At 53.8% G+C, this 15147-nt stretch carries 12 protein-coding genes; 9 read left to right on the top strand and 3 right to left on the bottom strand.

Translation table 11 applies throughout. The annotated features are described in order from the left end of the window. Positions 1 to 9 precede the first annotated feature (9 nt). Positions 10 to 1011 (bottom strand): sugar phosphate nucleotidyltransferase, encoded by a 1002-nt coding sequence (locus ACYVHC_RS16935; protein ID WP_460614974.1) that lies wholly within the window; start codon positions 1009 to 1011, stop codon positions 10 to 12. 244 nt (positions 1012 to 1255) lie between these two features. On the opposite strand from ACYVHC_RS16935, the gene ACYVHC_RS16930 reads away from it, so the two are divergent. The 3 genes from ACYVHC_RS16930 to ACYVHC_RS16920 all read left to right on the top strand — a co-directional run bounded on the left by ACYVHC_RS16930 (position 1256) and on the right by ACYVHC_RS16920 (position 3215). Next, on the top strand, positions 1256 to 1834 hold the full coding sequence (locus tag ACYVHC_RS16930) for a LemA family protein (RefSeq protein WP_460614973.1): 579 nt from the start codon (positions 1256 to 1258) through the stop codon (positions 1832 to 1834). Positions 1835 to 1923: 89 nt separating this feature from the next. Then, positions 1924 to 2379 carry a TPM domain-containing protein gene (locus ACYVHC_RS16925; protein WP_460614972.1) on the top strand — a complete coding sequence of 152 codons (456 nt, stop codon included), beginning with the start codon at positions 1924 to 1926 and terminating at the stop codon, positions 2377 to 2379. Further along, the gene (locus tag ACYVHC_RS16920; protein ID WP_460614971.1) at positions 2376 to 3215 is read left to right on the top strand and encodes a TPM domain-containing protein; all 840 of its coding nucleotides are present in this window, start codon (positions 2376 to 2378) and stop codon (positions 3213 to 3215) included. The genes ACYVHC_RS16925 and ACYVHC_RS16920 overlap by 4 nt, the downstream gene beginning before the upstream one ends. A 78-nt stretch (positions 3216 to 3293) precedes the next feature. On the opposite strand, the gene ACYVHC_RS16915 is transcribed toward ACYVHC_RS16920, so the two are convergent. Beyond that, on the bottom strand, positions 3294 to 3887 hold the full coding sequence (locus ACYVHC_RS16915; RefSeq protein ID WP_460614970.1) for a 3'-5' exonuclease family protein: 594 nt from the start codon (positions 3885 to 3887) through the stop codon (positions 3294 to 3296). A 199-nt stretch (positions 3888 to 4086) separates the two neighbouring features. Here ACYVHC_RS16915 and ACYVHC_RS16910 point away from each other — a divergent pair, with 199 nt between their 5' ends. The 6 genes from ACYVHC_RS16910 to ACYVHC_RS16885 are packed head-to-tail and all read left to right on the top strand — an operon-like array spanning position 4087 to position 13757. Continuing rightward, positions 4087 to 4869 (top strand): hypothetical protein, encoded by a 783-nt coding sequence (locus ACYVHC_RS16910; protein WP_460614969.1) that lies wholly within the window; start codon positions 4087 to 4089, stop codon positions 4867 to 4869. 50 nt (positions 4870 to 4919) lie between these two features. Next, a complete protein-coding gene (locus ACYVHC_RS16905) occupies positions 4920 to 7700 on the top strand; it encodes a TonB-dependent receptor domain-containing protein (protein WP_460614968.1) in 2781 nt (926 codons plus the stop codon). An 11-nt stretch (positions 7701 to 7711) separates the two neighbouring features. Continuing rightward, positions 7712 to 8893 (top strand): DUF4249 domain-containing protein, encoded by a 1182-nt coding sequence (locus ACYVHC_RS16900; protein ID WP_460614967.1) that lies wholly within the window; start codon positions 7712 to 7714, stop codon positions 8891 to 8893. Positions 8894 to 8932: 39 nt separating this feature from the next. Further along, on the top strand, positions 8933 to 10084 hold the full coding sequence (locus ACYVHC_RS16895) for a DUF4249 domain-containing protein (protein WP_460614966.1): 1152 nt from the start codon (positions 8933 to 8935) through the stop codon (positions 10082 to 10084). 46 nt (positions 10085 to 10130) lie between these two features. After that, positions 10131 to 11282: a DUF4249 domain-containing protein gene (locus ACYVHC_RS16890; protein WP_460614965.1), complete on the top strand. Its 1152-nt coding sequence runs from the start codon at positions 10131 to 10133 to the stop codon at positions 11280 to 11282. A 39-nt stretch (positions 11283 to 11321) separates the two neighbouring features. Continuing rightward, positions 11322 to 13757: an MG2 domain-containing protein gene (locus ACYVHC_RS16885; protein ID WP_460614964.1), complete on the top strand. Its 2436-nt coding sequence runs from the start codon at positions 11322 to 11324 to the stop codon at positions 13755 to 13757. A 634-nt stretch (positions 13758 to 14391) separates the two neighbouring features. Here ACYVHC_RS16885 and ACYVHC_RS16880 read toward each other — a convergent pair. After that, complete coding sequence (locus ACYVHC_RS16880; protein WP_460614963.1) at positions 14392 to 15030, bottom strand: DUF1684 domain-containing protein; 639 nt, start codon at positions 15028 to 15030, stop codon at positions 14392 to 14394. Positions 15031 to 15147: the final 117 nt, after the last annotated feature.

The raw sequence follows: 15147 nt of genomic DNA, 5'->3' as shown, positions 1-15147 counted from the left end.
GAGGCGGTTTTAGCTGTAGTCGATTTCGGTGTTGTCGCCGATGTTGAGGCTGTGGCGGGTGCCTTTGAACAGGGCATCAGAACCGACGATGCAGTCGTGCATCACGGCCGAGCGCAGCTCGCTGTACGAGCCGATAATGGACTCGCTGAGGATAGTATTCTTGACGATGGTCCGGTCGCCGATGGCTACGTTGGGCCCGATGATGGAGCCGCTGATCTGGCAGTCTTTCCCGATGCTGACGGGCGGAATGATAATGGTGTCCGGAAACTCAGGAAACTCGCGGCGCTTCAGAAACTCGGGACGGTTGAGCAGGCGGGCGTTGGCTTCGAGCAAGCTGTCTTTGCGGCCGCAGTCAAACCAGTTATCAACGGCAGTAGTCACCATTTCGGCCCCGTCCTGAATCATGAGCATGAGGGCGTCCGTGAGCTGAAACTCGCCGTGGGTGCGCTGGTCTTGGTCGATGATACGCTCCAGGGCCGAGGCGAGCCAGTCGGGGTTGGCAATTTTATAGAGCCCCACCAAAGCATAGTTCGACTTAGGGATGCGCGGCTTCTCCACCACTTTCGTGACGCGGCCGTTGGGCCCGGTTTCTACCAGCCCGAACAAAGAAGGGGTTTTCACTTCTTTTATGGCTAGTACGTTGCCAGGCGTAGCCATCATGGCGGGCAAGTCGATATCGACGATGGTATCACCTAGTAAAATCAGGATGCCTTCCTGCTCGTGCCGAAATTGCTCTCGGGCCAGCCACAACGCGTGGGCAATGCCTTCGCGCGGCTCCTGAATCACGAAGCTGGAGCGCAGCTGGGGATACTCGCGGCGCACATAGCTTTCCACTTTCTCGCCTAGGTAGCCGATGATAAACACAAACTCCTGGACGCCGGCTTCCACCAGCCGGTCAATGATATGCCCCAAAATGGTGTTGCCCGCCACAGGCACCAGGGTTTTGGGTTGGGTGTGCGTATGCGGCCGCAAACGCGAACCAATACCGGCAACGGGAATTACTGCTTTCATGCGAGAGAAAAATCGGGATGCACCGAAGCGCAAAATACGGAATCAAGCTGGAGCTTGCAGTAGCACAACCGCTCTGAGTTGAATTCGTACTTTGCAGCGCAGCACTTCTTGCCGCCATATCCGTAGCTTCCGGCAGATTTAAACGTATCAGCAAGGCGGAAAGTCAATTTTGCGCGTATAGTGCTGCGCTACTCTTCCCGAAAATATCTTTCTTCTCTCCCTTCCCATTTTTTTCAACTTCATCATGAAACGTTTTCTGCTGTACTTCGCCGGACTGGTGCTTTTACTTTCCCAGTCGTCTTGTGGCTACAACTCCATGGTCACCAAAGACCAGGCGGTAAAAGCCCAGTGGGCCAATGTGCAAAGCGCCTACCAGCGCCGGTCTGACCTGATTCCGAACCTAGTAAATACGGTAAAAGGTGCCGCCAACTTCGAGAAATCGACCCTGACGGACGTAGTTAATGCCCGCGCCAAGGCTACCAGTGTGCAGCTGAATGCCGACCAGCTGACTCCCGAAAACATTCAGAAATTTCAGGAAGCCCAGAGCCAGCTCAGCAGCGGTTTGGGCCGCTTGCTGGCCGTATCAGAAAACTATCCGGAGCTGAAAGCCAACGCCAACTTCCAAGAGTTGCAAGCTCAGATTGAAGGCACCGAAAACCGCATTAATGTGGAGCGTAACAAGTTCAATACCGTTACCAACGACTACAACGGGTACATCAAGAGCTTCCCGAATAACTTGTTTGCCGGCATGTTCGGTTTTGCTGAGAAGCCTTACTTCGAGGCTGATGCCGCTTCGCAGAAGGCACCAACTGTGCAGTTTTAATTGAGTGTTGCCCAGTGCCGGTTGCCAGTTGCCAGTGTAGTTACTGCCGCTGTCAGCTGGCACTAGGCAACCGGTAACCGGTACCTGATATGACTAATCCTCTCACCCCTGCCCAGGAAGCAGCACTGGTAGCAGCCATCCGGCAGGCGGAGCTACGTACTTCCGGCGAAGTTCGGGTTCATCTGGAAGACACCTGCCCTACTCCTGAGCCCCTCGACCGGGCTGCTCAGGTTTTTGCGGAGCTAGGCATGCACCGCACCGCTCAGCGCAACGGGGTCCTGTTTTACCTGGCCTGGGAAAGCCGGCAGTTTGCTGTAATCGGCGACGCCGGCATTAACGCGGCTGTTCCCGATGATTTCTGGGAAACCGTGAAAGAAACGGTGCTGCAACACTTCCGGGCCGAGAAGTACGTGGAGGGGTTGGACCAAGGGGTACGGCTAGTGGGCGAACAGCTGCGCCGCTACTTCCCTTACGATGCCGCCACGGACCAAAACGAGCTCGACGACTCCATTTCGTTTGGCAGTACGCCACCCCCGCGCACATGAAGCCAACACACCGCGTAGTTTTTCATCCGTATACCGCGTTGCGAACAGGGATACTAGCCCTCTTGCTGGTGCTAACCCACCTAGTGGCGCTGGCCCAAAACGTACCGCCCCGCCCCAACCCACCCCGCCTCGTAAACGATTTGGCTGGCATGCTGAGCCCCGATGAGGAGCAGCGGTTGGAGCAGAAGCTGGTGGCGTACAACGATTCTACCTCTTCGCAGATTGCCGTCGTGACCGTCAATACCCTCGGCGACTACGACATTTTTGATTACGCTCAGCGACTGTATGAAACCTGGGGCATTGGCCAGAAGGCCAATAGCAACGGCCTGCTGCTGCTGGTAGCCAAGCAAGAGCGCAAAGCTCGTATTCATACCGGCTATGGGCTGGAAGGCGCCATTCCGGATGCCTTGGCCAAGCGGATCATTTCCAATACCATTGTTCCAGCTTTCAAGCAGGAGCAATACTACGCTGGCCTCGACCGGGCTACGGACCAGCTGATTGCCTTGGCCAAAGGCGAGTACAAAGCCGATCAGACCACCCAACCCCGACCGCGCAGCTCCGATGACTCCAGCGGCTCCGGCTGGACGTTCTGGCTAATTATTGGCATGCTGATTCTGTTTATTCTGCTCCGTAACCGGGGCGGAGGCAGCAGCGGCGGACGGCGGAATCGGGGATTTGGCGGTACTATGATTCCGCCCCTCATCTTCGGCGACTTCAGCGGCGGCCGCGGCGTGTTTGGCGGCGGGGGAGGCTTCGGCGGAGGCGGTGGTGGTGGCGGCTTTGGCGGCTTCGGCGGCGGTAGCTCCGGCGGCGGCGGTGCCTCCGGCGACTGGTAACCCCTAGTGCGTATCGCTTTTTCATCCACAAAAAAGGCCCGACTGCTCGTCGGGCCTTTTTTGTGGGCAATTCAGTACCTATACCTGTTTGTATACCGGCATATCATAGAAGGGGCGCAGCAGCTGCACGACATCCAAGGCATCGGCCACGGCTTCGTGGGCTACGGTATCGTCGGCAAAACCGGCCCTAGCTTTACAGATTTGCATGGTGGGCAGGCGGGAATCTTTGCGCCAGTTAAGATAGAAGGCAGCGGGGTCGAGCATGGCTGGCTCAGCGCGTACTAGGGTGCCATAGCCGGGCAACTCTCGCAGAAACCCTAGGTCGAAGGAGGCTATGTTTTTCCCAGCCATCGTTACCGTGATGCAATCATGCTTGTCGGGCCTGAAACCGTGAGCCAGCAGAAACTCACGCAGCTGCGGCACTAGCTCCTCCGGCGTGCACAACTCTGGGTTATCCTCCTTACGGGCCAGTTCCTCTAGCAGGCGGGCATTGAGGGCCAAGGCACCAGCCGTGCCTACATACTCCGGATGGCGCACTACCCTCCGAAACACCGGCAACTCCGCTAACGGCCGCAGGTTTTTGGTATCTTCTATCACCGCTGCTAACTCCAGAATCTGGTGGCGAAGCGGACGACCTCCGGTAGTTTCAAGGTCAAGGGAAATGTAGCGCATGTCACGCTGTACGGCCGCCTGAGGTGTAGGTTGATGAGCGGGGGCCGTCTACACTTCAGCTTAACAGCGAGGGTAGCACCTATTTTAGTTATGTTTGCATCCCAGCCAATCGGGGGTATAATTACCTGCCATGCAGCCTTATTCATTCCGGGGCTGTCTGTCTATTGTCGCGCTCTATCCTATCCTTTCCTTGTTGATTATGAAATTAGCTCAAGCTACTGCTTGGCTCGCTTTTGCGGGCGTTCTGCTGAGCCAGCCAACGCAAGCCCAAACCGTTCCCACTGACTCCACATTCCTGTCAGCCGCCAAAAAGCAGGTAGAGCAGCGCTACGCCCAAGCCATTCAGGATCAGTCGCAGCTTTACAACGGTGCAGAGTATTTCAACTACACGCGTTACTACCAAGAGGTGCGCGGCCATCAGTTTTTCATGTCCCCTACGGAGCAGCCCGGCTCGGTGTATTATGGCGGGCACCAGTACGCCAACGTGCCGTTGCTCTACGACATTCGGCTTGATCAGGTAATTATCAAGCAGCCTACCAGTTCCTTTAGCCTAAAGCTAGTTGATGAACAGGTAAAGAACTTTTCTATTCACGGACACACCTTTATCCGGCTAGAAAAAGACAGCGTGGCAAACCAGAATATTACGCCCGGCTATTACGATTTGCTGCTTGATAAAAGCATTAAACTTTTAGCGAAGCATACCAAACGGATGCAGGCGCAACCAAGCCAAAATACTACCCGCGCAGAATTCACGGCAGCTGATCGGTATTTCATCCAGAAGGGTAATACCTACTATGCTATTAAAAGCAAAGGCTCTATTATTTCGCTATTTCCTGAGAGCAGAAAGCAGCTGCAGAAATTCGCACGCACCAATAAGTTAAGTTTTAACAAAGAAACCCGCGAGGCAGATATTATTCAATTGCTGCGTTACTACACCACCTTATCTCCTCAGGAAACCCAAGCATCAGCTACTACCCCGTAATTATTTTATCAGCCTGCTACTATTTTCTTAAGCCGAATTACTCCGTGTACATGAAGCACCTTTTCACCTTATTTTTCTTGGTTTTGCTTGCCTGCACGGCTCAGTCAGTGCGTGCGCAGCAGACAGAGCAACCAGTCATCAGCGGTACTTTTCAGCAAGTGCCGTTTGAGCAATTTGTAAAGGAAATTGAATCGAAAACACCCTTTCGTTTTTTTTATACACCCGCCGCGGTAGACAGTGTTACCATCACACTTCAGGTAACAAACAAGCCCGTACGGGAGGTAGTACAGCTAGCCCTGCAGAATACGCCTCTGCGCTTTGCGGTAGATGAACAAAACCGGATATACATCACAACGGGCGCTGCCATCCAGACGGAGCTGACGGAGAGCTTTTTTCAACCTGAATCGGCAGGCAGTATGGCGAGTGGCCAAAACCCGAACGCCGACCAAGACATTAAATCGACTAAAAGCGCTACTACCAGCACCTCGGCCCTGAAGCTGTATGAAATTGGGGCAGCCGGAGCTGCCCCCGCATCTGGCAAAGCGACCCTAGCCGGCCGATTACGCGAAGCAAACTCAGGCGAGCCGGTAGTTGGTGCCACGGTTTACATTGAGTCGCCGAGCATTGGTACTAGTACTGATGAGTTCGGCTCCTACTCCCTAACGCTGCCTGTAGGGCGCCATACGCTGCTTATCCGCGGCATCGGCATCAAAAGCACCCGCCGCCAAATTGTGCTTCAGGCCAATGGACGCCTCGATATCGAGACGGAAGAAGATGTAAATACGCTGCGGGAGGTGGTAATTGAAGCGGAGAAGGACCGGAACGTAGCGGGCATGCAAATGGGCCTGGAAAAGCTCGACATCAAGACGATGCGCCAGGTTCCCACGGCTTTCGGCGAAACCGATATTCTTAGGGTAGTGCTCACGCTGCCCGGGGTGAAATCAGTGGGTGAGGGCAACACAGGCCTGAACGTGCGCGGCGGCGCTACCGACCAGAACCTGATCTTGTTCAACGACGCCACCCTCTATAACCCCTCACACTTATTTGGCTTTTTCTCGGCGTTCAATCCCGATGTTATTAAGTCGGTGGAGCTATATAAGAGCGCTATTCCGGCCAAATACGGTGGGCGGTTGTCGTCGGTACTGGACATTACGACCCGAGACGGCAACAAAAAGAAATTCTCAGCCTCCGGCGGCATTGGCCCGCTTACCAGCCGTCTGACACTGGAAGGCCCAATTATTAAAAACAAGACGTCCTTTATCATTGGGGCCCGCAGCAGCTACTCCGACTGGATACTACGCCTGCTACCCAATGAAAGCTTCAAGCAAAGCTCCGCGTCATTCTCCGACGTAAGCGCCCACATCAGCCACGAGATTGACGAGAACAACACGCTTTTCGCCACCGGTTACCTCAGCTCCGATAAGTTTCAGCTGGCCAGTGACACGGCGTACAAATACCTCAACCGCACGGCGAGCGTTAAGTGGCGGCACAACTTCAACAACAAGCTGTACGGCGTACTCACAGGCGCTACCAGCCACTATCAGTACGACATTACCAGCAAACGCGACGCCTCCACCGCTTCCAAGCTGAACTACGAAATCAACCAGTACAATGCGCAGGCCGACTTTACGTACTCGCACAACCCAAAGCACACCTTCGATTTCGGTGCCAGCTCAATTCTGTACCACGTTTCGCCGGGCGGGCTAACACCCTCAGGCTCCGAGTCGTTGATTGAGGCTGATGTTCTCCCGCGGGAGCAAGGCTTAGAAAGTGCCGTGTATGTTTCAGATAGGATTGAGGTTTCGCCGCGCTTGTCGGTTTCGGTGGGGCTGCGGTATTCCTTTTACAATGCTCTAGGGCCACGCGAGGTGTACAACTACGTACCGGGCCTCTCCAAGTCGTTGAATACGATTACGGATACGGTAGCATATGGCTCGGGCAAGGTCATTGCCACCTATCATGGCCCAGAGTACCGACTTTCGGCGCGCTATTCCCTCACCGATAATACCTCAGTAAAGGCCAGCTTTAACCGCACGCGGCAATATATTCACATGCTTTCGAACACCACGGCCATGTCGCCGACGGATATCTGGAAGCTCAGTGACTCCAACGTGCGGCCCCAGGTAGGCGACCAGTACTCCATTGGCTTCTACCGGAACTTCCGCTCCAACACCATCGAGACATCGGTGGAAACCTACTACAAATCGACCAAGGATTTTGTGGATTACAAGGGTGGTGCTACCCTCATCCTGAACCGCCACATTGAAACCGATATTGTAAATGCAGTGGGCAAGGCCTACGGCGTGGAGGTAATGGTGAAAAAACTGACCGGCAAAATCAATGGCTGGGTTAGCTACACCTACTCCCGCTCTCTGGTACAGGTAAACCAGGGCACTACCTCCGACATGGTAAACGGAGGCCGCTACTACCCCAGCAACTTCGACAAACCCCACGACTTCACTCTGATTGGCAACTACCGCTTCAGCCGCCGCATTAGCGCCTCGCTGAACTACACCTACAGCACCGGCCGCCCCATTACGCTGCCACTGGCCAAGTATTACGTGGGCAACGCTACTCGCGTGTACTACTCAGAGCGCAACGCCTACCGTGTACCCGACTACTACCGCGCCGACCTGGCCCTGAACCTGGAAGGCAACCACAAGGTGAAGAAGCTGGCGCACGGTTCCTGGACCTTTGGGGTATACAACCTAACGGGCCGTAAGAACCCGTACTCGGTGTATTTCAAATCAGTAGGTGGCCAAATTAAAGGGTATCAGCTCTCAATTTTCGGCAACCCCATCCCGACTATCACCTACAACTTCAAGTTTTAGCAGGTTGTGCCATGGTACGTTTTATACTGCGCTTGCTGTGTTGGGGAATGGTGATGGGTGCGAGCGGGTGCGTGCAGGAGTATTTGCCTGAGGTGGTAGAAGCCGCCAATAACTACCTAGTAGTCGACGGTTTTATTAACGGTAGTGGTGTTACCACCATCCGGTTAGCTCGCAGTATCAAGCTAGGAGCACCTAGTAGTTTCCCGCCCGAGGCTAAGGCAACAGTAGTTATTGAAGGTAAAAGTGGCCTGCGCTACTCTCTTTCTGAAACAGCCTCTGCCGGAGAATACACTTCCGTCAGCCAGGAATTGCCGGCTGGCCAGCAGTACCGCTTACGTATCCGCACCAGCCAGGGCCGCGACTACGCCTCCGACTATGTGCCGCTCAAAGCCACGCCCGACATCGACAACTTTGAAGGCCGGCCTACCCCCAATGGCCTGCAGCTCTACATCAGCGCCCACGACGAGAGTAACCAAACCCAATACTACCGCTGGCAGTACTCCGAAACCTGGGAATTTACCTCGGGGCATTGGAGCCATTGGCGCTTCTCAAAGGGTACTCCTGACCGACGGCCTTATTTCCGGCGGGCGGAGGACATATATCACTGCTGGCGCACGGAGGTTTCTACCGCCATTAAAACGGCTTCTACCGTGCGGCTAAGCCAAGATGTAGTGCGTAATCAGCGCCTGTTGTTTATTCCGTCTTCTTCTGGCCGGCTGCAATCTAAATACAGCATTTTGGTGCGGCAATACGCCTTGTCGCAAGAAGAGTTCGACTACTGGGAAGCCGTGAAGAAGAACACGGAAAACATTGGCACCCTGTTCGACCCCTTGCCCAGCCAGATCCAGGGCAACGTGCACTGCCTGAGCGATGAGCAGGAACCCGTACTAGGCTTTGTGGGCGCCACAACCGAAGTCAGCCAGCGCATTTTCATTGATCGGCTGAAGCTGCCTAATGATTGGCGACCTATCAATGAAGGATATGAAAAATGCGAGGGTACAGGTGTCATCATACATGATTCTATCTTCAAAGGCATCAATATGTACGAGGAATTCGCTGATACCACGTATCGTACCCCCCTCACCGAAGTAACCACTCCCGACGGTAGAATTATAGGGTTCAATTACCAACTAACTCCCTGCGTAGACTGCCGCCTGCGAGGCACCAATGTAAAGCCGAGTTTCTGGCCCTAAGCCAAAACTCCGCTATGTACTTCTAGTCTTCTATCTAACATGCATTTATTCACTCGGCCGTTACTGTGGTTTTTGCTTCTGCTACTGAGCAGTTGCGTACAGGAGTATCTGCCCGAAGTGATAGATGCGGCCAATAACTACCTAGTGGTCGATGGTTTTATTAACGGAAACGGCACCACTACTATTCAGTTGGCTCGCTCTGTAAAGCTCTCAGAAAAGAGCTCGTATCCGGCTGAGACAAATGCGGCAGTATTTATTGAAAACCAGGCTGGCCGACGCTACCCCTTGCAGGAAGTTAAACAGGGTATTTACACCTCCCCCAGTCAGGAGCTGCCATCGGGGCAAAACTACCGCGTACACATCCGCACCCGCCAGGGCCGCGACTATGCCTCCGACTACGTACTGCTCAAACAGACACCGGCGATTGACCAAGTAGAAGGCCGATTGCAGCCCGATGGGGTGCAGATTTACCTTTCGGCCCACGACGAGAGCAACCAAACCCAATATTACCGCTGGCGCTACGAGGAAACCTGGGAGTTTACCTCTGCTTACGAGAGTCGGTACCGGTACATCGGCAATAATACCGTCGTTCGGCGCACGGATAATGTGTACAACTGCTGGCGCACGGAAATTTCCACGGCCGTTACCACTACTAGCACCGTACGGCTAAGTCAGGATGCTGTGCGCGACTTCCGCCTGACGTTTATTCCATCGAATGCAGAACGATTCAAGTCGAAGTACAGCATTTTGGTGCGGCAGTACGCCTTGTCACAAGAAGAGTTCGACTACTGGGAAGCCGTGAAGAAGAACACGGAAAACATTGGCACCCTGTTCGACCCCTTGCCCAGCCAGATCCAGGGCAACGTGTACTGCCTGAGCGATGAGCAGGAACCCGTACTAGGCTTTGTGGGCGCCACAACCGAAGTGCAGAAGCGCATTTTTATTGGCCGCAATTCGTTGCCATTTGAGTGGCGGGTGCGGGACGAAGCCTACAAGCACTGCACCGGCCTGGATACATACCCCAATGCAGACAAATACTCCGGCTACACCATCGATGATATTTTCGGCGACTCCGTGTATCGGGTTCCGGTTGGTAGGTTAGCAGGTTCCGAAGGATATACCATCCAGACCCTTAATTGCGTCGACTGTCGCCTGCGTGGCAGCAACGTAAAGCCAAGCTTTTGGCCCTAAAGTATCTTAATTTAAAGATGTTATTTTTTACTCTGTTCTCTCTTTCATGAATACGCCTACACGTTCAGCTTTTTGGAGCCTCTTGCTGGCGCTGGCTCTTGTGGCAGTTGGCTGCGTGCAGGAATACCTGCCCGAGGTGATTACCTCCGATAATAATTTTCTGGTAGTAGATGGCTTTATCAATGGCAAGGGCGCTACTACCATCCGTCTTTCCCGGTCGGTGCAACTATCTGCTAAAGTGACTTTCCCAGCGGAAACCCGGGCCACCGTGAGCATTGAAAGTCAAGCTGGCCCAGCGTATAAGCTGCAGGAAACAGAACCAGGGGTATACACCTCGCCTAGCCAGGAGCTGCCCGCCGGCCAGCAGTACCGCTTACGCATCCGCACCAGCCAGGGCCGCGACTACGCCTCCGACTATGTGCCGCTCAAAGCCACGCCCGACATCGACAACTTTGAAGGCCGGCCTACCCCCAATGGCCTGCAGCTCTACATCAGCGCCCACGACGAGAGTAACCAAACCCAATACTACCGCTGGCAGTACTCCGAAACCTGGGAGTACACCTCCGCCTTCCGGAGTGGCCTTACCTTCGATGGAACCCGGGTAGTGCCCCGCTCCGAGAACATCTATAACTGCTGGCGTACGGAAAACTCCACCGCTATTGCTACCACAAGCACCGTGCGCCTCACCCGCGACGCCGTGCGTGATTACCGCCTCTTGTTTATTCCCTCCAACTCAGGCAAGTTGCGCATTAAGTACAGCATTTTGGTGCGGCAGTACGCCTTGTCACAAGAAGAGTTCGACTACTGGGAAGCCGTGAAGAAGAACACGGAAAACATTGGCACCCTGTTCGACCCCTTGCCCAGCCAGATCCAGGGCAACGTGTACTGCCTGAGCGATGAGCAGGAACCCGTACTAGGCTTTGTGGGCGCCACAACCGAAGTGCAGAAGCGCATCTTCATCGACCGCCTCTCGTTGCCATTTGAGTGGCGAACCAACCTTGATGGCTACGAGAAGTGCATCGGCTTGGACACTTTTCCTAGTGATAGGTGGAAAGGCCTAACGCTGCAGGAGTACTTCGAAGACCCTACGCAGCGCATTCCGGTTGGCGTATCAGGCGGGTTTTACACCTCTCAAAGCCCTGATTGCGTGGATTGCCGCCTGCGTGGCACCCCGGTAAAGCCCGAGTTCTGGCCCTAGGCCGGTTGCATCCTCCTTCTGCCTTTCTTTCCAACGTGTATGCCCAGCTCTATTTCTTTTATGCGCCTATCCTTCTTTCATTATCATGCGGTCGGGGCCTTACTAATAGGGCTGGTTAGCGCCCAAACCGTTCAGGCCCAGTCCGATTCGCTGCAAAGCTTAGCCCGCCGGTTTACGCAGTATCAGCAGAAGACGCTTCAGGAAAAAGTGTTCCTGCACCTCGACCGTCCGCTGTACCTCAGCGGCGAAACCATGTGGTTTAAGGTATACGCCACAGATGGCACCTATGCCAAACCGCTGCCTTTGAGCACGGTAGTGTATGTAGAGGTGCTAGACAAAAACCAGCAGGCCGTGCTGCAAGGCAAAATTCCGCTGAAGAATGCTACTGGGCAGGGCTCGTTTCAGTTGCCCTCGTCCCTTAACTCCGGCAGCTACACGGTGCGGGCCTACACCAGCTGGATGAAGAATTTCAGCCCTGAATTCTACTTCCACAGCCCCGTAACGATAGTAAACACGTTCCGGGCCTCCGGTGTGGTTTCCACCCTCGATACTTCGTCGTACGACGTGCAGTTTTTCCCGGAAGGTGGCCACTTAGTAAAAGGGATACCTAGCCGCGTGGCATTTAAGGTGACGGATAAAAATGGCAAGGGCGTGGCGGCTGAAGGCACGGTGCTCGATACCAACGGCAAACCGCTGAGCAACTTCAAAACTCTGCGCTATGGCATGGGCTCGTTTCAGCTTACTCCTGCTCTCGATAACTACGCCTACACCGCCGCCGTGAAGCTGCCCAACGGACGCGTAGTGCCTAGCCGCCTACCCCTTGCCCAGCCCCAAGGCTACGTCATGCGCCTTTCAGACAACAAGTCCGAGCAGCTTACCATTTCAGTACAGGCCGGCGCGGGCCAAACAGCTCCCGAAACTATTTTTCTGCTGGGCCACGCACGGCAGCAACTCTCGGTGCAAGCCAGCGCTATCCTGACACAGGGCCGTGCCGAGTTTGTGATCAATAAGAAGGAGCTACCGGAGGGAATTTCGCACTTCACTGTTTTCAACGCCAGCCGCCAGCCGGTGTGTGAGCGGTTGTACTTTGTGCAGCCTAAGCAAAATCTGGTCATCAACGCCAAAACCGACAAGCTCCAGTACGCCCTCCGCGACAAAGTGAGTGTGCAGGTAGCCACCACTACCTCCTCCGCTACGGTCCAACCGGCTAACCTTTCAATGGCGGTATATCGGCTTGATTCGCTTTCGGCCGTAGCGAACCCTAGTATTTTGAGCTACCTCTGGTTAGCCTCTGACTTGAAAGGCGCCGTGGAAAATCCCGATTACTACTTCACCAACGCCAGCCCGGAAGTAGCCGAAGCCACGGAAAACCTGATGCTGACGCACGGTTGGAGCCGCTTTCGGTGGGAAGATATGCTCTCGAACAAGCCACTGAACTTCCAGTATCTGCCGGAGCTGAGAGGCCATCTAATTCGGGGCCGGATAACGCAGAAAGGGACGGGTAAGCCCGCCGCCGATATTCCGGCCTATCTGGCGTCGCCCAGCCGCCTAGTTCGGCTTAGCAACTCTATTAGCGCGGCCGATGGCAGCGTGCAGTTTGAAATGAGCGACTTCTACGGCGCACGCGACATTGTAGTCCAGACCAATACCCAGCGCGACAGCACGTACCAGTTGGAAATATTCTCGCCGTTTTCAAAGCAGTATGCGGCCACTACACTCAGCCGGCCGTTCATGCCGTACCCGCGCTTTAAAGCCGACTTTGCCCAGCGTCACGTGCAAACACAGGTGCAGAATGCGTATTTCCGCAAATACAACTCCCTCTACACCCTGCCCGTCACCGACAGCGTCGCCTTCTTTGGCAAGCCTGATGAAAGCTATCGGCTCGATGACTACACGCGCTTTAAAGTAATGGAGGAAGTAATGCGCGAATACGTACCGGGCGTGAAGGTGCGCATGAAAAAAGACGGCTTTCACTTCACGGTGCTCGATAACCCGAACCGCACAATTTTCACGGATCCGCCGCTGGTACTGCTCGATGGCGTTCCGGTGTTCAACACCAATAAAATCATGGCCGTTGATCCGCTCAAGATCGAGAAATTGGAAGTACTTGACAGCCGCTATTTCCAGGGCCGCCTGATGTACAGCGGTATCGTGAGCTTTACCACCTACAAAGGCAATCTGCAAGGCTATGAGGTAGATCCGCGGGCCCTGATTCAGGAGTATGAAGGCGTACAGTTGCAGCGCGAGTTTTTCGCGCCGCGCTACGATACGCCCCAGGAAAAGCAAAACCGCCTCGCTGACCAGCGTAATTTGCTGTACTGGAACCCCAACGTCACCACTAGCAATGCTGCACGTACCCTCGACTTTTACACTTCTGACCAAGCCGGCACGTACTTCGTCGTCTTTCAGGGCCTAGCAGCCAATGGCCTCGCGGGCAGCACTAGCCTCACATTCCAGGTAAACCAGGCGTTGTAACCGTTTGGTTTACTAGCCTATCTCATGGCTGAAAGCTGCTTTGGGTATAACCTCCGGTATGGCATAAAACAATAATGTATTAAATGAATGCTTGTAAAATGATTATAAGCATTCATTTAATGAAAATATATTTTTTCAATAGTTCAATCGAATAGACAAAAAACACAGGGCTTAACACCAAAATAAGGCCTATAACAATTACAAATAATCTACTTGATTTATTATACACATTTTTCGCATTTGTTACTTCTTTTAATATACTTTTTATTTGATTTCTTGTAATAAAATAAACAACAAACCCATACATAAGTGTAAACAATAGGCTTGTTTTAAGCGTCACTAATCTCAGTATAAAATAAATAACAGGATAAGAATAAAATACCACAACAAAAGTTGAGATTCCCACTGCGTGCTCTCGTGCACTTTCTTTAGAATCGTAGTTGGAAACCTGGATTCTGTACGCAATTCTATAAATGGCGTGAATAATATTCTTTATTAACATAAAATGGCTTTTATCTGATTTTCACTGTAATTTTTTAACATTATCGAGCAGACCGACAACCTCCGCAAGTCTATACGCTCCTAAAGCAACTCTGAATTAAAGGCTTGAAGTGACTTTCAGCCATATGAGGACCTAGTGGTCGTGCATTACACCGGCCTGAATGGCCACAGGCAAGCGGTTTTCGGGGGGAGGCACAGGGCAGGAATATTGGCCGCCGTAGGCACAATAGGGATTGTATGCGCGGTTGAAATCTAGTACCAGTTTTCCGTCCCGGATTTGGCCGCGGCGCAGGTCGAGGTAGCGGCCACCGCCGTAGCTGCCGTGGCCATTGGTGCGGTCGGTAAAGGGCACAAACAGGTAGTCGCGGTACTCAGGGTTGCTTTGCAAATCCAGGCTTTGGTATACGGTCAGCTTGTGCTTTTTGCCTTGCAGTTGGAAGTGTAGCTCGCCGTATTTGCGGTACAGCGGGCGGCGAGCGGTGCTAGTTTCCATGCTGAAGGGCGCCCCCAACGAGTCAGGGATGAAGCGAGCCTCTACGCAGGCGCTGTAGTTGATGGGGTAAAACGGCAGCCCCGTGAAGGTGAGGCGCACCGGGGCCGGTAATGGCGATTTAAGCGAATCCTGGTACTCAGCGTTCAGCTCCTGCTGAAATGCCGCTACTAGTTTGGCGTGCTCCGCCATACTAGGTCGCGCGGAAGCGGTAACCGCCTGGGCCCATGCCCCATGAAGCCCCGAAACAAGCAAAACCCAAAGAAGCCAGATAGTTTTCATGCTGCAAAGTACGCTTGCTTCGCGCTGCCCAGCACTTTCAACGGAACATGGGGCGGCCAGCCGCGTTTACAGTAGCGCGCCTCTCCTGCTACCCCCTATCTTCCGCCCAATCCTCTT

The sequence above is a fragment of the Hymenobacter seoulensis genome, assembly GCF_054780535.1.
Note: the sequence above shows the minus strand (reverse complement) of the source record. Positions and strands in the feature narration are given on the sequence as shown.